This is a genomic window from Companilactobacillus metriopterae (assembly GCF_002762335.1).
Lineage (GTDB): Bacteria > Bacillota > Bacilli > Lactobacillales > Lactobacillaceae > Companilactobacillus > Companilactobacillus metriopterae.
Window position 1 is genome coordinate 755,004 of the sequence record NZ_CP024610.1, and the last position, 18,871, is coordinate 773,874.

Genomic DNA, 18,871 nt, shown 5'->3' on the forward strand with positions numbered 1-18,871 from the left:
TTTTATTTTGAGTAAGGAAATAATAGCAACACAAAATTTGTGAATTTATTAATTTTGATATCTGATAGTGAACTCAGAAATGCCATTATTATCAATAAATTAAAAATAATGTCACAAATATTTTCCTTTCACAAAATTTGTGAAAAAAAAGAACGAATTTATTTGGATTATTTCAGTAAGTATGATAAATTGAAAGCGTTAACAAAAGTTTAAGGAGTAAAATCATGGACGAAAAATACATAATGGCGATTGATGAAGGTACAACAAGTACCCGTGCCATAATCTTTGATCACGATGGAAATCAAGTAACGGATTCACAACGTGAATTTAAACAATATTTCCCAAAAGCTGGTTGGGTAGAACATGACGCAAATGAAATTTGGAATGCGGTTTTGTCAACAATTGCTAATGCTTTCATAGGATCTGGTGTTCAACCAAGTCAAATTGCTGGTATTGGTATAACCAATCAACGTGAAACAACTGTAGTTTGGGACAAAAATACAGGTTTGCCAATCTACAATGCTATTGTTTGGCAAAGTAGACAAACTTCAGAAATTGCAGATAAATTGAAAGAAGACGGTCATGGAGATTTAATTCATGAAAAAACAGGATTGATTATTGATTCATATTTTTCAGCAACTAAAATTCGTTGGATTTTGGATAACGTTGAAGGAGCTCAAGAAAAAGCTGAAAAAGGGGAGCTTCTATTTGGAACAATCGATACATGGATTTTATGGAAATTAAGTGGTGGAACTTCACATAAAACAGATTACTCAAATGCAAGTAGAACAATGCTATTCAATATACACGAATTGAAATGGGATAAAGAGATTTTAGATATCTTAAATATCCCAGAAACAATGCTTCCAGAAGCAGTGCCTAATGATGCTAACTTTGGTAAAACTAAGGATTATCATTTCTTTGGATCAGAAGTTCCAATTTCTGGAATGATTGGGGACCAACAAGGTGCATTGTTTGGACAAATGGCATTTGACCCAGGAATGGTTAAAAATACTTACGGAACTGGTGCCTTTATTGTTATGAACACTGGTGAAACTCCTAAAATTTCAGACAATAACCTTTTAACTACAATCGGTTATGGAATTAATGGAAAAGTAAACTACGCTCTTGAAGGATCTATTTTTGTTGCTGGATCAGCTATTCAATGGTTACGTGATTCAATGAAACTTGTTGAAAGCGCACCTGATTCAGAAAAAGCAGCAACAGAGTCTACAGATGATGATGAAGTATACGTTGTTCCTGCATTTACTGGACTAGGAGCTCCATATTGGGACTCTGAAGCTCGTGGTGCAGTCTTTGGAATAACTCGTGGAACAACTAGAAATGACTTTATCAAAGCCACTCTACAAGCTCTTGCTTATCAATCAAGGGATGTTATTGAAACAATGGAAAAAGATACAGGAATTGATATTCCAACGTTGAAAGTTGACGGGGGAGCTGCTAGAAACAAATTCTTGATGCAATTCCAATCAGATATCTTACAAACACCAGTTCAAATGCCTAAAGATCTAGAAACAACTGCTTTAGGTGCTGCCTTCTTAGCTGGTATAGGTGTAGGTTTCTGGAAAGATATAGATGACTTAAAACAGAACTATGCTATAGGTGATTTGTTCGAACCAAGTATGGACAAGAAACGTGCCGAAGATTTATACTCAGGATGGCAAGATGCTGTTGAAGCCACAAGAACTTTTAAGCATAAATCAAAATAATTAAGGGGAATTAATTATGGATAATAGTTTGATGGTCCAATTAATTGGAGAATTTTTAGGTACAGCAATGTTAATCCTTTTAGGTGATGGTGTTGTTGCTGCCGTAAGTTTGAAAAAATCTAAAGCTGAAGGTGCAGGATGGATTGCGATAGCTTTAGGATGGGGACTTGCAGTTACAATAGCTGTATATTGTTCTAATTTTATGAGTGCAGCACATTTAAACCCTGCTGTAACACTAGGTATGGCTATTGCAGGTTCATTTAGTTGGAGTTATGTAGTGCCATATATTATTGCACAAGTATTGGGTGGATTATTAGGAGGAATTCTAGTTTGGATTCACTACTACCCACACTGGCAAGAAACAAAAGATGAAGCTACAATTTTAGGAATTTTTGCAACAGGACCTGCAATTAGAAATTATGCAGCTAACTTTATTAGTGAATTTGTCGGAACTTTTGTATTAGTATTTGCATTATTAGCATTTTCAAAAACACAATTTGCCGGTGGTATGAATCCAGTTGCCGTAGGTGTTTTAATTACAGCAATTGGTTTCTCACTTGGAGGAACTACTGGTTATGCAATTAACCCAGCCAGAGATTTGGGCCCAAGAATTGCACATCAAATTTTGCCAATAGCAAATAAAGGAGCTTCAGACTGGTCATACAGTTGGGTTCCAGTATTTGGACCATTAGCAGGTGGCGCAGTCGCAGCACTTGTTTATGGATTGGTAGCATAAAAATATAAAAACACTCAACTAAACTGTTTGAGTGTTTTTTTGTATTATAATAGCCCAATATATGAACTATTAAAAAGGAAGTGTTATTTTTGTTACAAGATATTGCACCGAAGACATTGAACAATCAATATGAAGAATCAAGGCAACCAAAAGATAATGATTTGGTAATCATTTATTCTAATCATCAAGTTATTTTGAATAGTCATAAAAAATTCCCGACAGTTATTGAGGCACAAAATAGATGGAATTTAAAAAAGAGTAATCTTATCTATTTATTATCTGTGGATGAAATAGCTTTTTACCTAACGTTAGAACCAATTACTGAAGACGATAACTATCAATATAATAAATTTATAAGTTTAAGAAAATTAGAACCCAAATGGATGAGCTTTGCAGGAGCGACAGCTACACAATTGGCTGAATGGTATGAAAACAACAAGTTCTGTGGAAGATGTGGTTCTAAAACTGCACCTGATGATGTAGAACGTGCTTTATACTGTTCAAATTGTAATCAAAAGATATATCCAAATATTTCACCAGCGATTATTGTCGGTGTTACTAACGGAGATAAAATTTTACTTACTAAATTTTTATCTGGCTATGATAGATATGCCTTAATTTCCGGATATAGTGAAATAGGTGAAACATTTGAAGATACTGTCAGACGGGAAGTGATGGAGGAGGTTGGCTTATCTGTGCATAACATCCGATATTTTGGAAGTCAGCCTTGGCCGTTTAGTCACTCATTGTTAACGGGATATTTTGCTGAGGTAGATGAGGATATTGCTATTCAACTAGAAACCGATGAACTTTCTAAAGCTCAGTGGTTTAGCCGAAAAAATATACCTACTGAAGACACAATTGATAGTCTAACTTGGACTATGATAGAAGCATTTAGAAGAGAAAAATAAAAAGGAGTTCAACCTAACTTTGATAGGTTGAACTCCTTTTTTAGATCCAAAATTATGAATCATTGCCCTCGGTATGAATCTTATTTAGTACATGATTCAACATAATTTGGTGATATTTATTGTGTAATGTTGGATCTGCATCTTTTATATCATGATACATTTGATCATTAATTTTATCCAAAATATTATTGAGTTGAATTAATTCTTCATCATTTAGTGCTTTGAGGTAATTAGGAATTACTTGATTCCCTTTTTCAGTTTCTAAACGTCCATTCTCGGTCAAGCTTACGATTGTAACACGCTTATCAGTTGATGATTTCTTTTTTAAAACTAATCCTCTTTTTTCCAATTTTTGTACAAATTCTGCTACTGATTGAGGTGTCATATTAAGTCTTTCTACTAAATCTTTTTGCGATAAATTATCATTATCAGAAAGGGCTAATAATACCTTTCCTTGTCCTTGAAATAACATTTTATAGTCATTTTTATTTTGAGAATCATCTTCTGCAATGTTTTGTAACATACTAAATTCAACTAATTTACCTGCTGTTTTGCTCTGATTAATTATATTTGCCATCGATTTAATCCTCCAACAATTATTATACTCGAAAGTGGAATTAAATTCAGGTGCCCCTAATTAAATTCTTGCTAATTAGTCAGGTATACCTTATAATTTATTTAATCAGGTGAACCTGATTAATATTTCGCAAAAAAGAGGCTATTAAAATGCAAGATGAAATTGCTATTAAGGTTGATCATTTAACTAAGATATTCGACAAGCAAAAAGTAGTTGATGATGTTTCATTTAGAGTTAAAAAAGGTGAGGTATTTGGTCTCTTAGGACCTAACGGAGCAGGCAAAACTACCATTCTTAGAATGTTAACCACATTATTAAAACCTTCAGAAGGTAATATAGCTATTTTTGATTATGATATTAAAAAGGAAAGCAAACAAGCTAGATCAACTTTTGGGGTGACTGGGCAATACGCCTCTGTGGATGAAGATATCTCCGCAAGGGAAAATTTAATGATATTTTCTAGACTAAATGGTCTGTCCAAAGATATGGGACGTGTGAGGACAGAGGAATTATTAAAAGAATTTTCAATTGAAGCTAGTGCTGACAAATCTATAAAAGACTTTTCTGGAGGAATGCGTCGTCGACTTGATTTGGCAATCAGTCTAATTACGAGACCAGAAATAATATTTTTGGACGAACCAACAACCGGCTTGGATCCACGAACTCGGTTACAAATGTGGGAAACCATCAGAGGATTGGTCAAAGATGGATCGACTATTTTTTTGACTACACAATACCTTGAAGAAGCAGATAATTTGGCAGATCGTGTAGCTGTGATTGATCATGGAAAATTAATAAAAATAGGTACACCTGATAAATTGAAGCATGAAAATGGTGAATCTACGATGTCTTTAAAAATTATGGATAAGAGTGACATTGGTCGTTCTGTCGAGATTCTTAAAAAAAATTTGAATTTGGAGCTAACATTAATGGATAGTACAATTATCACAAAATTTAAAGAAACAAAACAAGCTATTGATGGTTTATCAGATCTAAAGAATGCCAATATTAGTATCTCTAATTTAACTATTAAAGAGCCTTCTCTAGATGATGTATTTATGGCACTGACAGTAGGAAAAAACTAGTTAAGGAGAATATTTACGATGGAAATTAAAAGAACAAGATTTAATGTGGTCCAAAATATAAATACAATGGCATATCGAAATTTATTAAAGACACTTCATAATCCTGATAACTTTATGGATGTTTTAATACAGCCAATTATGTTCATGATATTGTTTGGTTATTTGTTTGGCGGAGCAATAGCTGGTGGCGTTCATGCATATTTACCAACAATAGTTCCAGGTCTACTAGCCCAAACAATTCTTTCAGCAGCATCAGGATCGGGCACACAAATCAAAGAAGATATGGAAACAGGTATTTTTGATAGATTCAAGACATTGCCAATTGATCATATTGCGCCACTGGCTGGACAGCTACTGGCAGATATTTTGAGACTACTTATTGCAACTATTGCATCACTTACAACGGGATTCTTTATGGGATGGCGCCCAAATGTTAATTTTGGCTGGATTGTGGTAATTGTTTTATTGTCTGTATTTATAGGTTGGGCTATCTCGTGGATATATGCACTCGTTGGACTTCTTGCTAAAAGCGCAACAATGGTCGAAAGTATTTCCTTGATGACAATGTTACTCTTGTCATTCTTATCAAATGCTTTTATACCAATTAACACTTTACCTAAATTATTACAAGTTATTGCAAACTTGAATCCAATGACTTACGTGATTACCGCTGTCCGTCAAATTTTAGCTAATGGATCATTTTCAAACACAGCATGGGCCGTTTTATTGTTCGGAATAGGAATAGTCCTAGTATTTGCACCATTAACTGTATGGGCATATAACAAACAAAGTTAATGATTTTAAAAAAAAGTTCAACCCAAGGATGTATATAGGTTGAACTCTTTTTTATTATGGGCAATAGATTACTGTGTTTTTTAAAATATTAGTATCATAGGGGAGAAATTATTATTTTCATTGAATGAAAGTGGTATCTTATTTATTAGATGAAGTAGTATATAAGTACAATGTCAGAAGGACATAGGTGAAATGAGCATGGGAAAATTTTGTTTTAGTTTCAGTGCAGGAAAAGACAGCTTGTTAGCTCTTGATAAGCTAGTAAATGAAGGAAATGAATTGATTGGTATTCTTACTAGTGTTGATGCTAACATTCAACGTTCATGGTTTCATGGCTTACCCGTTAGTGTTTTACAGGAGACAGCAGACAGTTTGGGAGTTCCGTTAAAAATAGTTGAGGCAGGTGCCAGTGACTATCAAAATCAAATGGTAAAACATCTGCAAGAATTTGCTGACCAAGGAGCTGAATTCTGTGGATTTGGAGATATGGACAATCCAGAGAACAAAAATTGGAACGTTGAGACTGCTAAAAAAGCAGGTCTTCAAGCTCGTTTGCCACTATGGGGAATTGAGCACGATGAAATAATGAACCAGTTTTTAGATAGCGGATATAAAGCAATCGTTAAAGCTATCAGCAAAAAGGCAGATATTCCGCAGAGCTACCTTGGCAAACCAGTCGATGTTGAATTCGTTGGTTACTTAAAAGATAAAAATATCGACGTCACAGGTGAAAACGGTGAGTACCATACTTTTGTTTATGATGGTCCGCTGTATAGTAAACCAATTGAATTTAAAACAGGGGATGTCTTTGAAAGTAAGTATGCCTATTCTTTGATTATTGATTAAATTTTTTAACATGGAAATGAGAACTTGTGGTTTGTATTAACATTATCCGAGATAGAAATATTGTTTGGAGAAAATTAAACCCCACCTTAATTGGTAGGGGCTTTTTTATTTGTAATTTTTTTCCATTTTAGTTTTATTCTTAAATTTAAGTAATATTTTATATTATTTATAGTTATAAATTTGGTGATTTTATTAAATATTTACGATTATATTGAAAATCAACACGATTATATTTGTTTTTTTGTGAAATATAATTAAGTGTTAACCTATAGATGTGGTAAAAATCACGGAATTAAACATATAAGGGCGGGTTCTATCAAGCTCTTATGATTGCTGTGATTTCAGCATCTATAAGTTGGAACTGTAAACACGATACCCGCAAATAAAGGTGCATGGATTAGTTTTAACAAATATGGAACAAGAACTGGCATGGGTCAGCAATAATTTGGAGAGATCATGAAAACTAAAATTACATTAACAGTAGTTTTTATAGTGTTGTTATCGGGTGTAATTGAAACATTTGTCATTCCCAACATTAATTTTGTTTATAAAGTTTTATATGTAGCTATAGTGTCCTTACTAGCAGGCTATATTACCAGTAAAATGGATAAACAATAGATTTTATTCAACAAATAATTAAAACTTAACAATAAAAATCCCTATCTTAATTGGTAGGGTCTTTTTTTAGTTCTTTTTCACGTATAGATATTAATTCTTTTAATTCTTCAAGGTCATCAGAAGTGGACTTGTTCTTTATAAATCCTCTTGCACTAGAGCGAGCATTAAGATAGTTCTTTCTATTCTTATTTTTTTCGTCCCACTTTTTATTAGCTTTAATTTTTGAATCTGAAAGTTTAGACATTTTTTCTCCTAATTTTAAAACCCTCACAATATTTAATTTGATACAATAGTTAACCGAATTAAACATTGCAATGTTATTTAAATTTTTTCAATATTAGTGAACTATTATAATAGGGCAATCGAGTAAAAAATTAATCACTCAATTTGAGTGTACATGCTCAATAGTGTATAATCCAAATGTTTTTTGAAGTTATTTGAAAAAGTTATCGAAAAAATAATTGTCTCTACCCGATAGTTATTTGGTTAGAAACAAATAAAACGAGATGCTTAAAACGTTATTAACTAAAAGGGATTCTTAGTAAAAATAGTAGTAAATGTAGCCAAATATGTAGCCATAAAAAATAAAAAAGAAGTAAATCCTTTGATAATAAAGGTTTTACTTCTTTTTTATATGGAGATGAGGGGAATCGAACCCCTGTCCAAGCATAACGCCATGTAAGCCTCTACACTCATAGTTGTATTATTTCAAATTTCGCCACTATGAACGCCATACAACCAGGCTAGCCATAGTGGCTATCCTGACAATCTCTTTTTGATTATTCAGAATGCATAATCAAACGTAGCTTAGTTCATTTAAGACCCAGTTCTAACCCCTAAGCAAAGTCAGTTGGATCTCGCTTAGACTGTTTTTAGGCAGCTAATGCGAAAGAATTATTATTTTTTGCAGTTATAATTTAAACTGAATGTTTTTACGGAACAAATAACCGAAGTGCAGCTCACACGCTATTACACATGTCGAATCCAGAACATCCCCGATATAAAAATACCGGTTACAGTACGGAATACTTATATTATACCTTAATGCTTAATATATCAATATAAATACTTTGGATTTATTCATTTTAGTCATTAGCAAATTTATTTTCGATAACAGTATAAATTTTGATTGTTAAACTTGATATTGCAACTGAAGCAAGTGCTAAGATAAAGGCACTAAATCCACTGACAAAAATATTTCCAATACATACCAGAGCATCGATAATAAAGAGTCCAATATATTTTTCAATGCCCAAAGTTTTATGAAAAATCATAGGCGGAACAGTCGTACCACCGCTAGACATATCAAGCATATATAAAATAGCTAAACCAATACCAAAAATTATACTACCAATGATAATAGATAATATTCTGTTAGGAATAACATTGTATACAGGTGTAATAAAAATCAATACAGGTAATACAAAACTACCAAAAGATAGTTTGATAGTAGTTTCCTTGTCTAAAAATATATATGAGAAAATTAGCATAACAATGTTGATCAAAAAGACAGTTAGCGCTGTGGGAAAAGAGAATGCTTCAAATAAAAGAATAGCTATTCCTGTTGCGCCGCCGGCGGCTATTCTGCTAGGTTCAAAAAACATATTTATACTTATTACGATAATCTCTAGTGCAATAACTACTAAAACAGCTTTTAAAATAAAGTTCTTTTTATTATTAGTCATGTTTTTATTTTATCAAAATGAGGAGTTATTTACTAATTTCAAAATTAATATTAATTAATATATATTGATAGAATAGGATATTTTTATGTAATATTAGAGAATATCTTATTTTTCTAATATTACAGTTGACAGATTAAAGAAAAAAATGTACTATCGATTCAACAATTAAAAGATATTTTAAAACAAATTGATCAGGGGAAGTAGCCTGAGATACTTTTATACAGAAAACCTAGATAGCTGAGAATAGGGAAGAGTATCCAAGTGAAAATGACCTGTGATTGGTACGCTGAGTCTTCGGATAAGGATGTAATGGTTGGTACCCATTATAGTACACACGCATATTTGTGCGTTGTTGAGGGGGTAAGTCTAAGATTTATCCTGAATTAGAATGGTACCGCGAGAAGTCGCTTCTAAGAATAGATACTTATTGTATCTGTCTTGGGAGCGACTTTTTTTGTTTTAAATTATCATAAATTGAAAAATTATGTGGGAGAGTTGAAAATGAAAAAACTATCAAAATTTATTCTAGTAGTATTATCTGCCTTATTGGTTGTTAGTCTAACAGCATGTGGCAATGGGGGAAATGGTGACAAAGTAGTAAAAGTTGGTATTAGTAGTTCAGATGCTGATATCTGGAAAGTTGTTAAAGATAAGGTCAAAAAAGAAGGTATAGATTTACAGATTGTTCAATTCAATGATTACAATCAACCAAATACTGCACTTTCACAAGGACAAGTTGACATTAACGCATATCAACATCAATACTTCTTAGATGCATGGAACAAAGCACATAAGACAGACATTGTGCGCATAGGTGATACTATTTTCCAACCAATGGCTATTTACTCAAACAAGTTTAAGAGTATTGATAAGATCACTAAGGGATCAGAAGTAGCACTACCAAATGATGTATCTAATCAAGGTAGAGCATTACAACTTCTACAATCAGCAGGCTTGATCAAAGTTAAAGATGTAAAAATTCCATCTACAAAAGATGTTACTGAAAATAAATTGAATTTGAAATTTACTCCATTAGATGCAAATCAGACAGCAAGATCTTTAAATGATGTAGGAATTTCTGTTGTTAATGGTAATGTTGCTAGTGATGCAAAATTATATACTGACAAGGCGCTATACACAGAAAAGGTAACTGCAAAATCTCAACCTTATGTAAACTTTATAGCTGCAAATAAGAAAGACAAAGATAACAAGACTTACAAGAAGATTGTTAAAGCTTTCCAAACAAAAGAAGTTGGTAAAGAAATTAAAAAAGTTTATGGAAAAAACGTAATTTTAGCTTGGGAAGATAAAATCAAATAATTAAGAGGTACAAGCGTGTGCTCAAACTGACGGATCCACTTATTGAAGAATCAATCGAAAATTTAAAAGAATATATCTCATTTCCTTCTGTTTCAGCTAAAAATCAATCAATTAATGAGACAGCAAATTTTTTAAAAAAATTATTTGATAACTTAGGTGCTGAGGTTCAAACTTTGGATGATTACTCTAAACCGTTAGTATACGCAGAGCTAATTCCTGAAGAGCCCACAAACAAAACAATACTTATATATGATCATTATGATGTTCAACCAGAAGAACCAGTTGAGTTGTGGGACTCTGATCCATTTGAACTCAAAATAACGAAAGATAAATTTATTGCGAGAGGTGTTTCAGATTGTAAAGCTGATCTGATTAGCCGAATCACAGCATTAAAATTATACAAACAAGAGAATGGTGATTGGCCTTGTAACATCAAGTTTGTTATCGAAGGTGGAGAAGAAATCGCCAGTGAGAATTTAGAGGAATATCTTAAAAAGTATTCAAGTTTGTTCTCAGCAGATTTGGTTATTTGGGAATCTGGAATAAAAAATGAAAATGAACAATTTAGTTTTAATGGTGGTAATAAAGGTATTGTTTGCTTCGAATTAGAGGTAATTTCGGCATCAACTGATCTTCATTCTTCTTTTGCGGCAGTGGTTGACAGTGCATCTTGGAGATTAACTGAAGCTCTTAGTTTGTTACGAAGCTCGAATGGAGAAATTTTAATTCCAGGATTTTACGATGACGTTCTTGACCCATCTGATAGAGAAAAGGAATTAGTTGATAATACAATTGCACCTGATTTTAAATCAAAGTGGGATTTGAAAACTGATTTACTAAAAAATTCAAGTATTAATTATAATTTGGCTTTCTCTTCAACAATTAATATAGAAGGTATTTCTACCGGTTGGGAAGGTGAAGGTGTAAAAACAGTCACACCCAAAAAAGCTATTGCAAAATTAGAATGTAGATTGGTACCTGATCAAGACCCAAAGGATATTTTTAATAAAATCAACGCATATTTATCGGAGAATGGTTTTGAAGATGTTAAGGCAACATACCTTATGGGTGAAAAATCCTATCGATGGGATTTAGATAGCAAAATTACAAATAAACTTATTGAAACTGCAGTTAATTATTATGGCGGTAAGGATAAGGTTGAAGTATTGCCATCTAGTCCGGGAACTGGACCTATGCATCTTGTAAATCAATATACCAAGGCGCCAATAGTGTCCTGTGGAGTAAGTTATTTTCAGGCCAACAATCATGCTCCAAACGAGAATATACGAATAAATGATTATTTAGAGTTTATAGAATTTTTCGAAAATTTTTTAACTGAGGTAAAGGGGATATAAATGTCTGAAGAAAATAATATCGTTCAATTAAAAAATATTGATGTGACTTTTCATGATGGTGAAAAAGATGTTACTGCTGTAAAAGATGTATCTATTAATGCAGAAAAAGGAGACATTTTTGGCGTAATTGGATATTCAGGAGCTGGTAAAAGTACATTAGTGAGGGTTATTAACTTATTACAAAAGCCTACTAAAGGTGAAGTCATAGTTAATGGTCAAAATTTAACAGAATTAAAACCTAAAGAGTTACGTACTGCTCGTAGAAATATCGGAATGATATTTCAACACTTCAATTTGATGAATTCTTTGAGTGTATTTGATAATATTTTGTTTCCATTGAGAGATACAAAATTATCCAAATCAGAACGAAAAGCCAAAGTATCTAGTCTTATAAATTTAGTAGGATTAGATGAGCATGCCAAAAAATATCCGTCACAACTTTCCGGTGGTCAAAAACAGCGTGTAGCTATTGCAAGGGCCTTAACAAATGATCCAGAGGTATTGATATCAGATGAGGCAACTAGTGCTCTAGATCCCAAAACTACTACAGAGATACTTGATCTTTTGAGTAGGCTTAACAAAGAATTGGGGATCACAGTAGTCATCATCACTCATGAGATGGATGCAGTTAAACAAATTTGTAACAGAGTGGCTGTAATGGAAAAAGGATCAGTGATAGAAGAAGGAAGTTTGCTTTCAATCTTTGGTCAACCCAAACAACAACTTACAAAAGATTTTGTTAATACATCTACACGAATTAGCAATGTTCTAGAGGAAATTCACGAAGCAGGATTGGCCAATCAAATATCTGGTCGTGTGGTACAACTAAATTACTTAGGTGAGTCAACAAATGAACCGTTGGTAGTAAGCTTGTACAAGCGATTCGGAGTAGAAGCTAATATTTTGTTTAGTAATATCGAACAATTGCAAAATACCACTGTGGGAATTATGCTGCTTTCGTTGACTGGAGATGAATCTAGCCTAGACCAGGCTCTTAATTACTTGAACGAATCCAAAGTTAATGTAAAAGAGATCAATTTAAAGGATGAGGTGAATGTCTAATGAGTAATATTTTAAATACATATATACCTAATGTTGTCACCAATTGGTATGGCGAAGGCGGATTTGTTCAAGCAATTTGGGAAACACTCTATATGACATTTTATAGTGCACTTTTTGCTGGGATTATCGGAATTATTCTAGGAATTTCGTTAGTTGTAACTGATAAAAATGGCATTAAACCAAATAAAGTTTTTTACAATATCTTAGATAAAGTAGTTAATTTGTTTAGATCAATTCCATTCATAATTCTATTAGCTGTTATAGGACCATTCACACGATTACTAGTTGGACAAACAATTGGACCTAAAGGTGCACTGGTTCCTTTAATTATTGGTACAGCACCATTCTTTGCTCGTCAGGTTCAATTGGCTTTAGTTGAAGTTGACCCCGGAGTTATTGAAGCAGCTGAGTCAATTGGCTTGTCACCTTTACAAATAATATTTAGAGTATATCTACGTGAAGGACTACCAGAATTAATTAGATCAGGTACCCTTACAATTATTAGTTTGATTGGTTTAACTGCTATGGCAGGTGCCGTTGGTGGAGGAGGACTTGGTAACATGGCTATATCTGTCGGTTACCAACGATTTGAAAATGATGTAACGATTGTCTCTATGTTACTAATTTTAGTATTAGTTTTTGTAATTCAAGGAATTGGAGATTTCTTCGTTAAAAAATTAGAACATTAATGGAATGCATATTTAATGATTTATCTATCCTGAAGATGTTATTATTGAATAAATAATAACTAAGGGGTGAAAGTTATGCATATTCCTATTAAAAGATCTGCCAATAATAGATTAATCGCTGGAGTAGTTGGTGGTATCTGCGAAAAATTTGATTGGAGTCCAGCACTTGGAAGAATTGTATATTTAGTACTAGGAAGTCTTCCATTCTTTGCTGGTATTCCTATATATCTTATTCTATGGTTATTAATGGAAAAACCAGATTATTAAAAAGCTGAGCAAATGTGCTCAGCTTTTTATTTTGTCTTTTTTATTTTAAATAGAAGCGAAAATGAGCATTTGTAAAATGATATAATCAAAGTATTCTAAAATGGAATACTTAGGAGCAACTGCAATGAATATAAGAAAGTTAGAAGTTTTTTTAGATTTATCAGAAACTTTTAGCTATTCAGAAACAGCGTATAGATTATTTACTACACAAGGTAATATATCTAAGATTATCAAATCATTAGAAGAAGAATTAGGTATTCAATTATTTGAACGGTTACATCGCAATATAGTTATGACCGAGTCTGCAAAAGAAATACTAATTTACGCTCAAGATATTGTTTCGCAAAATAATCAGCTGATTGAGACAATTAATGGCATGAACAACAAAAATGGTAGTCAAATTCAATTAGATACTATAACAACAATGCCTAGTTATAAGAGTTTTCTATTTTATCTAAGTTCATGGCAAAAAATCATCAAATAAATTTTAAACTTACTGAAACTGAGGGAAGTGTTATTTTTGATAAACTCAAAAATGAAGAAACACAAATCGTTTTTACAAGAGTATTTGAAGAAATCACCGAGTTTGATTCAGTCTTGATAGATGAAGATGATTTTGTCTTAGTATCACCTTCAAGTAGGGATATTAATAACCAAGAAAAATATATAGATATTAGTGAATTGGCAAATGAAAGCTTTATTTTGCTTAATGAGCAAACAAATTTATATAAACCTGTAATTAATTTATTTGAAAAGAGTGGGATTACACCTGATATCTTTTATAAGGGTAATAGATTTGATTTAATTTCGGAAATGGTTGCAGAAGGTATGGGATTGTCTATTGTTCCCAGAAAAATTGCTGAAAGCATGACTTCAAATAAGATAAAAATAATTGATATTATTGATTCACCACAAAGTAGACTGGGATTTTTTAAAAACAAAAACTTTCGACAGGATAATATTGATCAATTTTGGAATGAAATCAAAGAATATGAATTACAATGAAATGATAATAAAAAGGTTAAGCCATTTGGCTTAACCTTTTTATTTTAATATTTATTAAGTAGATCAATATAAGCATCTACAATACTTTGTAGATATTTAGCTGTTCCTTCAACTAAAGTACCATCTTCTTGAAGGAGATCTGCTATGTTTCCAAGGTATGCTTCTGGGTTTGTTAGAGTAGGCATATTAAGGAATGCAAGTACTTGTCTCAAGTGGTTACTTGCACCGAATCCACCAATTGCACCAGGTGAGTTGCTGATGATAGCAGCAGGTTTGTTATTCCAAACACTTTGACCCCATGGACGTGAAGCTACATCAATAGCATTTTTTAGTCCACCAGGAATTGAACGGTTATATTCAGGTGTTACAAAAATAATACCATCTGAATTCTTAACTTTATTTCTAAATTCAGTAAATTCAGGAACATCTTGTTCATCTGAATCTTGATTATAAATAGGAAGATTTGAAAAATCTAGAAATTCTACATCATATCCAGCAGGAATCATGTTTTTAACGTTGTTAGCAACTTGTCCTGAAAATGAGTTCTCTCTCAAACTACCAACTATAATACTTATTTTCTTTGTCATTTAAATGACCTCCAATTTTGTTATGAGATTAATCTAGCATAAGATTTTAGAATTAAAAAAAATTCTTTCTCGCAAAATTGTTTTTTTCCTAAAAAAGTACCTAGTATTACAGAAATATTACACATATATGGATTTATGGGATTTATTTCATTTAACTGTAATCATTCTGTAACATTATTCTTGTATAGTGTGCCTTATCGGTTAAAAAATAGGGGGTATATTTATTAAACGATTTAGAAAAAATATAATGGTAGTTAGTGGAGTACTACTAACAATGGTTACTGCAACACATTTGAATGCAGAAGCTACAGTGGATCCTATGGAGGATCCAAGCTCCGCACTTACCGTAAAATACGACCACAACTTACTTGGTGTCTTCGGTCAAAAGGATAAAACTTCAAATGTTACTTTAAATAAAGTTGTATCTGTAGGCGAAGATCGTAATTTTATTCCAGGTGTTGATGGGAGCGGGAAAAATGTTTCTTCCGAAAAAATAGAGAGCATCAAGGAAGAACAACGCAAAGAAGATGAAAGAATTGCTGAGCAACAAGCTGAAGCACAAGTAGCTGCTCAGGTTCAGGAAGTTTCATATGTACCGACAACAAAAACAGTAGGTAACTTCAAAGTAAGTTTTTATGATCCGGCTGTATTAGGATCTGATATGGGCTACGACGGTGTTGCAGCCAATTTTGGAGTTCTACCTAGAGGTACAAGATTAAAAATAACTACTTCTCAAGGAGATGTCTGGTATCGCACAGTTAATGATACTGGAACCTTTGCAAGTTCAAATCCATATCAGATTGATGTTGCCATGCCTGATAGCTTGGTTCCATCATATGGAATCACTTCAGCAACAGTTGAAATCGTGTATTAAAAATAAATAACCGAAAGCCGACAGCTTATGTTGGCTTTTTTATTTTATAAAGTATTTAATTATATCTATTAAATATAAAGGGGTTAAATAATGAAAGTTTATTCTTATAAAGATAGTAATTCTAACAGCTTAACAGAGTTTGATTTAGACAAGCCAAAGGCAGAGAGATTTGATCTATTAGTAGAAGTTGAAGCTATTTCAATTAATCCAGTAGACATAGCAGTTAGAAAAAATATTGAAGACAATGATAACCATAATATATTGGGATATGACGGCTATGGTACTGTAACTGAAGTTGGGGAACAAGTAACTAATTTCAAAGTTGGAGACAAAGTCTTTTACGCTGGTGATATTTCCCGTTCAGGTAGTAATCAAGAGTACCAATTGATTGATTCTAGAATTGTCGCTCTTGCACCTAAAAAGACAGAGATATCTGATAGCATCGGACTACCATTAGTTTATATGACAGCAAGTGAGTTGTTATATGAAAAATTGAGAGAATTGAAAGGTAAGACAGTTCTTATAATCAATGGTGCTGGTGGTGTCGGTTCTATTACTACTCAATTGGCTAGTAAAGAAGGTATGACAGTCATATCAACTGCCCATGGTGAAGATAAAAAGGCTTGGGTTGAAAAACTAGGCGCTGATCATGGAGTAGATCACTATCAAGACTTAGTTGAACAAGTTCATGAATTAGGGTTTGAATATGTTGATTATATTATCGGATTAAGTGACAATACTCCGCATTTTGAGGAAATTATAGAATTAATTAGACCATTTGGAACATTTGCAACAATAACATCACTAAAAAATTTGGATTTAGATTTGTTGAAAAATAAGTCTGTAAATATAGAATATGAGTGGATGTTTACAAAAAGCTATTTCCAATTAGATGACCTAATGCAAACTCAGGGTAAATATCTATTTAAGTTAGCTGAACAATTGGACTCTGGAGAGATTTTGCCTATAACTACTGAAGTTATTAATGGAATCGACGTCGAAAAAATTAAACAAGCAACTAAAATGGTCGAGGATGGACATATGATTGGAAAAGTTGTTTTAGTTAAATAAAAAAAGACTTTTGAGATTATTCTCAAAAGTCTTTTTAAATTAGTCCATAATGTTTCAATCCGTTGGCAATACCGCCATTAATATTTTCTGAGGTAGTATATTCAGCAGCTTCCTTAGCTTGATCAGATCCATTTCCCATAGCAATACCATGGCCAACTGATGACAACATTGGAATATCGTTAGCACCATCACCGAAAGCATAAGTTGGTTTATCTTCAAGATCAAGGGTTTTTAATATGTGTTGAATACCAGTCATTTTAGTAACATTCTTATTAACTACGTCAATTGAATATTTTCCTGTTTTGTAGAAATTTAGTGCATCAAAAAATTCGGAATAACGATCTATATCATCTTCTGAAATGATTATCATCATAGGAATTTCATTATTTAAATGAAAATCACTGTCAATTTTAGGCATTTTTATGTTTACCATGTTATAAAATGAAGTAGCGGTATCAGATGATTTTATAAGTCTAGTATCTGTTGCTGAATGCAATCCAACAAAATCGTCTAATTCATCAACCTTATCAATAACGTGAGAAACTACATCGGTGTCCATAACACTCTTATAAATAACATCATCTTGATGTTTAACATAGGCACCATTTAGAGTAACCAAGGTATCAATACCCGTTGGCTTTGCAGCATCTTGTGCTTCGTCAAATGATCTACCAGTACTAATAACAGGTAAATAGTTATTAGCACGAAGTTGATGAACGGCATCGGCTACATCTTTATCAATCTTAGTTTGATTGTTAAAAAGTGTCCCATCGAGGTCGAAGAATACAGAACCTTTATAGTTATTTTGCATATTAGTCACCAGCCTTATATAATTAAGTCTATTACACGTAATATAGTAGCAAGTTTTTCGTGATTATTATAGAGTTATTTTAGAAGAAATATAGAAATTGGAGTTTTATATATGAAAATATTAATGATTGAAGATAATAAATCAGTATCAGAAATGATGGGAATGTTTTTCCAAAAGGAAGATTGGGATGCTACATTTTCATATGATGGAAATGATGCCGTCGAAGTATTTAATCAAGATCCTGAAAGTTGGGATATGATTACATTGGATTTGAATTTGCCTGGTAAAGATGGAATGGAAGTTGCTAAAGATATCCGTAAGGTTTCAAAGACTGTTCCTATTATCATGCTTACTGCTCGTGACAGTGAAAGTGATCAAGTTCTTGGACTTGAATTTGGTGCAGATGATTATGTAACTAAGCCATTTAGTCCGATAACTTTGATAGCAAGAATTAAGGCTATTCACCGTAGAAGTGAAAATATTTCAGAAGCAGCTCCAGCATCTAATTCTGAAAGTTCTAATAGTGAAGGGTATGATATTGATACTGGATTTTTCAAGTTGAATTCAAGTACTCGTGAAGCTTATCTAGGAGATGCAGCGATTGTAGATTTGACTCCTAAGGAGTTCGATTTGCTAAAGACCTTAGCAAGTAAGCCTAAGCAAGTCTTTACTAGAGAACAATTATTAGAGCAAGTATGGGATTACGACTACTTTGGTGAAGAAAGAACTGTTGATGCTCATATCAAAAAGTTGCGACAAAAGATTGAAAAAGTAGGACCTCAGGTAATTGAAACTGTTTGGGGTGTTGGATACAAATTCGATGATTCAGGAGTAAACAATAAATAAA

Annotated in this window: 21 protein-coding genes and 1 other RNA gene; 16 read left to right on the forward strand and 6 right to left on the reverse strand. The window is 32.7% G+C overall.

The annotated features are described in order from the left end of the window. Positions 1–224 precede the first annotated feature (224 nt). From glpK to nudC, 3 genes are all read left to right on the forward strand, one after another. Positions 225–1,730 carry a glycerol kinase GlpK gene (gene glpK, locus CS873_RS03675; RefSeq protein ID WP_099974524.1) on the forward strand — a complete coding sequence of 502 codons (1,506 nt, stop codon included), beginning with the start codon at positions 225–227 and terminating at the stop codon, positions 1,728–1,730. 16 nt (positions 1,731–1,746) lie between these two features. Then, positions 1,747–2,466, forward strand: a complete 720-nt coding sequence (locus CS873_RS03680) for an MIP/aquaporin family protein (protein WP_099974525.1) — start codon at positions 1,747–1,749, stop codon at positions 2,464–2,466. An 89-nt stretch (positions 2,467–2,555) separates the two neighbouring features. Next, on the forward strand, positions 2,556–3,377 hold the full coding sequence (gene nudC, locus CS873_RS03685; RefSeq protein ID WP_099974526.1) for an NAD(+) diphosphatase: 822 nt from the start codon (positions 2,556–2,558) through the stop codon (positions 3,375–3,377). 52 nt (positions 3,378–3,429) lie between these two features. On the opposite strand, the gene CS873_RS03690 is transcribed toward nudC, so the two are convergent. After that, complete coding sequence (locus CS873_RS03690; protein WP_099974527.1) at positions 3,430–3,954, reverse strand: MarR family winged helix-turn-helix transcriptional regulator; 525 nt, start codon at positions 3,952–3,954, stop codon at positions 3,430–3,432. A 149-nt stretch (positions 3,955–4,103) separates the two neighbouring features. Here CS873_RS03690 and CS873_RS03695 point away from each other — a divergent pair, with 149 nt between their 5' ends. From CS873_RS03695 to CS873_RS03705, 3 genes are all read left to right on the forward strand, one after another. Beyond that, positions 4,104–5,039, forward strand: coding sequence for an efflux ABC transporter ATPase subunit, DrrA-related (locus tag CS873_RS03695; RefSeq protein WP_099974528.1), 936 nt, complete (start codon positions 4,104–4,106; stop codon positions 5,037–5,039). Between the two features lie 18 nt (positions 5,040–5,057). Then, positions 5,058–5,834 (forward strand): ABC transporter permease, encoded by a 777-nt coding sequence (locus CS873_RS03700; protein ID WP_099974529.1) that lies wholly within the window; start codon positions 5,058–5,060, stop codon positions 5,832–5,834. Between the two features lie 198 nt (positions 5,835–6,032). Further along, entirely contained in the window at positions 6,033–6,680 is a 648-nt protein-coding gene (locus CS873_RS03705) for a Dph6-related ATP pyrophosphatase (protein WP_169922444.1), read from the forward strand. Positions 6,681–7,344: 664 nt separating this feature from the next. Here the strand turns inward: CS873_RS03705 and CS873_RS03710 are convergent. The 3 genes from CS873_RS03710 to CS873_RS03720 all read right to left on the reverse strand — a co-directional run bounded on the left by CS873_RS03710 (position 7,345) and on the right by CS873_RS03720 (position 8,983). After that, entirely contained in the window at positions 7,345–7,542 is a 198-nt protein-coding gene (locus CS873_RS03710; protein WP_099974531.1) for a hypothetical protein, read from the reverse strand. A gap of 388 nt (positions 7,543–7,930) precedes the next feature. Continuing rightward, positions 7,931–8,295, reverse strand: a transfer-messenger RNA (tmRNA) gene (gene ssrA, locus CS873_RS03715). 88 nt (positions 8,296–8,383) lie between these two features. Beyond that, a complete protein-coding gene (locus CS873_RS03720) occupies positions 8,384–8,983 on the reverse strand; it encodes a YitT family protein (RefSeq protein ID WP_099974532.1) in 600 nt (199 codons plus the stop codon). A gap of 501 nt (positions 8,984–9,484) precedes the next feature. Between CS873_RS03720 and CS873_RS03725 the strand changes: the two genes are divergently transcribed. The 7 genes from CS873_RS03725 (at position 9,485) to CS873_RS03755 (ending at position 14,681) form a co-directional block, all read left to right on the forward strand. Beyond that, entirely contained in the window at positions 9,485–10,303 is an 819-nt protein-coding gene (locus tag CS873_RS03725) for a MetQ/NlpA family ABC transporter substrate-binding protein (protein ID WP_099974533.1), read from the forward strand. Between the two features lie 17 nt (positions 10,304–10,320). Next, positions 10,321–11,658, forward strand: a complete 1,338-nt coding sequence (locus CS873_RS03730; RefSeq protein ID WP_099974534.1) for a M20/M25/M40 family metallo-hydrolase — start codon at positions 10,321–10,323, stop codon at positions 11,656–11,658. Continuing rightward, entirely contained in the window at positions 11,659–12,720 is a 1,062-nt protein-coding gene (locus CS873_RS03735) for a methionine ABC transporter ATP-binding protein (protein ID WP_099974535.1), read from the forward strand. Then, positions 12,720–13,409 (forward strand): methionine ABC transporter permease, encoded by a 690-nt coding sequence (locus tag CS873_RS03740; RefSeq protein ID WP_099974536.1) that lies wholly within the window; start codon positions 12,720–12,722, stop codon positions 13,407–13,409. Before CS873_RS03735 ends, CS873_RS03740 begins: the two co-directional genes overlap by 1 nt. Positions 13,410–13,484: 75 nt before the next feature. Then, positions 13,485–13,676 (forward strand): PspC domain-containing protein, encoded by a 192-nt coding sequence (locus tag CS873_RS03745; RefSeq protein WP_099974537.1) that lies wholly within the window; start codon positions 13,485–13,487, stop codon positions 13,674–13,676. 124 nt (positions 13,677–13,800) lie between these two features. Beyond that, the gene (locus CS873_RS03750) at positions 13,801–14,160 is read left to right on the forward strand and encodes a LysR family transcriptional regulator (protein WP_169922445.1); all 360 of its coding nucleotides are present in this window, start codon (positions 13,801–13,803) and stop codon (positions 14,158–14,160) included. Beyond that, a complete protein-coding gene (locus CS873_RS03755; protein WP_099974539.1) occupies positions 14,139–14,681 on the forward strand; it encodes a LysR family transcriptional regulator substrate-binding protein in 543 nt (180 codons plus the stop codon). Before CS873_RS03750 ends, CS873_RS03755 begins: the two co-directional genes overlap by 22 nt. Positions 14,682–14,725: 44 nt before the next feature. Here the strand turns inward: CS873_RS03755 and CS873_RS03760 are convergent, their stop codons facing one another. After that, positions 14,726–15,268: an NADPH-dependent FMN reductase gene (locus tag CS873_RS03760; protein WP_099974540.1), complete on the reverse strand. Its 543-nt coding sequence runs from the start codon at positions 15,266–15,268 to the stop codon at positions 14,726–14,728. Positions 15,269–15,515: 247 nt separating this feature from the next. On the opposite strand from CS873_RS03760, the gene CS873_RS03765 reads away from it, so the two are divergent. Next, positions 15,516–16,142: a hypothetical protein gene (locus tag CS873_RS03765; protein ID WP_245823081.1), complete on the forward strand. Its 627-nt coding sequence runs from the start codon at positions 15,516–15,518 to the stop codon at positions 16,140–16,142. Positions 16,143–16,232: 90 nt separating this feature from the next. Beyond that, positions 16,233–17,213, forward strand: a complete 981-nt coding sequence (locus tag CS873_RS03770) for a zinc-binding alcohol dehydrogenase family protein (RefSeq protein WP_099974541.1) — start codon at positions 16,233–16,235, stop codon at positions 17,211–17,213. 34 nt (positions 17,214–17,247) lie between these two features. On the opposite strand, the gene CS873_RS03775 is transcribed toward CS873_RS03770, so the two are convergent. After that, the gene (locus CS873_RS03775; protein WP_099974542.1) at positions 17,248–18,024 is read right to left on the reverse strand and encodes a Cof-type HAD-IIB family hydrolase; all 777 of its coding nucleotides are present in this window, start codon (positions 18,022–18,024) and stop codon (positions 17,248–17,250) included. 111 nt (positions 18,025–18,135) lie between these two features. Here CS873_RS03775 and CS873_RS03780 point away from each other — a divergent pair, with 111 nt between their 5' ends. Continuing rightward, positions 18,136–18,870 carry a winged helix-turn-helix domain-containing protein gene (locus tag CS873_RS03780; RefSeq protein WP_099974543.1) on the forward strand — a complete coding sequence of 245 codons (735 nt, stop codon included), beginning with the start codon at positions 18,136–18,138 and terminating at the stop codon, positions 18,868–18,870. Position 18,871: the final 1 nt, after the last annotated feature.

Excerpts from the sequence above, each read along its gene's own strand:
- glpK (WP_099974524.1), top strand. The coding sequence starts at position 225 with ATGGACGAAAAATACATAATGGCGATTGATGAAGGTACAACAAGTACC.
- CS873_RS03680 (WP_099974525.1), top strand. The coding sequence starts at position 1,747 with ATGGATAATAGTTTGATGGTCCAATTAATTGGAGAATTTTTAGGTACA.
- CS873_RS03690 (WP_099974527.1), bottom strand. The coding sequence starts at position 3,954 with ATGGCAAATATAATTAATCAGAGCAAAACAGCAGGTAAATTAGTTGAA.
- CS873_RS03695 (WP_099974528.1), top strand. The coding sequence starts at position 4,104 with ATGCAAGATGAAATTGCTATTAAGGTTGATCATTTAACTAAGATATTC.
- CS873_RS03700 (WP_099974529.1), top strand. The coding sequence starts at position 5,058 with ATGGAAATTAAAAGAACAAGATTTAATGTGGTCCAAAATATAAATACA.
- CS873_RS03705 (WP_169922444.1), top strand. The coding sequence starts at position 6,033 with ATGGGAAAATTTTGTTTTAGTTTCAGTGCAGGAAAAGACAGCTTGTTA.
- CS873_RS03710 (WP_099974531.1), bottom strand. The coding sequence starts at position 7,542 with ATGTCTAAACTTTCAGATTCAAAAATTAAAGCTAATAAAAAGTGGGAC.
- CS873_RS03720 (WP_099974532.1), bottom strand. The coding sequence starts at position 8,983 with ATGACTAATAATAAAAAGAACTTTATTTTAAAAGCTGTTTTAGTAGTT.
- CS873_RS03725 (WP_099974533.1), top strand. The coding sequence starts at position 9,485 with ATGAAAAAACTATCAAAATTTATTCTAGTAGTATTATCTGCCTTATTG.
- CS873_RS03735 (WP_099974535.1), top strand. The coding sequence starts at position 11,659 with ATGTCTGAAGAAAATAATATCGTTCAATTAAAAAATATTGATGTGACT.
- CS873_RS03740 (WP_099974536.1), top strand. The coding sequence starts at position 12,720 with ATGAGTAATATTTTAAATACATATATACCTAATGTTGTCACCAATTGG.
- CS873_RS03745 (WP_099974537.1), top strand. The coding sequence starts at position 13,485 with ATGCATATTCCTATTAAAAGATCTGCCAATAATAGATTAATCGCTGGA.
- CS873_RS03750 (WP_169922445.1), top strand. The coding sequence starts at position 13,801 with ATGAATATAAGAAAGTTAGAAGTTTTTTTAGATTTATCAGAAACTTTT.
- CS873_RS03755 (WP_099974539.1), top strand. The coding sequence starts at position 14,139 with ATGGCAAAAAATCATCAAATAAATTTTAAACTTACTGAAACTGAGGGA.
- CS873_RS03760 (WP_099974540.1), bottom strand. The coding sequence starts at position 15,268 with ATGACAAAGAAAATAAGTATTATAGTTGGTAGTTTGAGAGAGAACTCA.
- CS873_RS03765 (WP_245823081.1), top strand. The coding sequence starts at position 15,516 with ATGGTAGTTAGTGGAGTACTACTAACAATGGTTACTGCAACACATTTG.
- CS873_RS03770 (WP_099974541.1), top strand. The coding sequence starts at position 16,233 with ATGAAAGTTTATTCTTATAAAGATAGTAATTCTAACAGCTTAACAGAG.
- CS873_RS03775 (WP_099974542.1), bottom strand. The coding sequence starts at position 18,024 with ATGCAAAATAACTATAAAGGTTCTGTATTCTTCGACCTCGATGGGACA.
- CS873_RS03780 (WP_099974543.1), top strand. The coding sequence starts at position 18,136 with ATGAAAATATTAATGATTGAAGATAATAAATCAGTATCAGAAATGATG.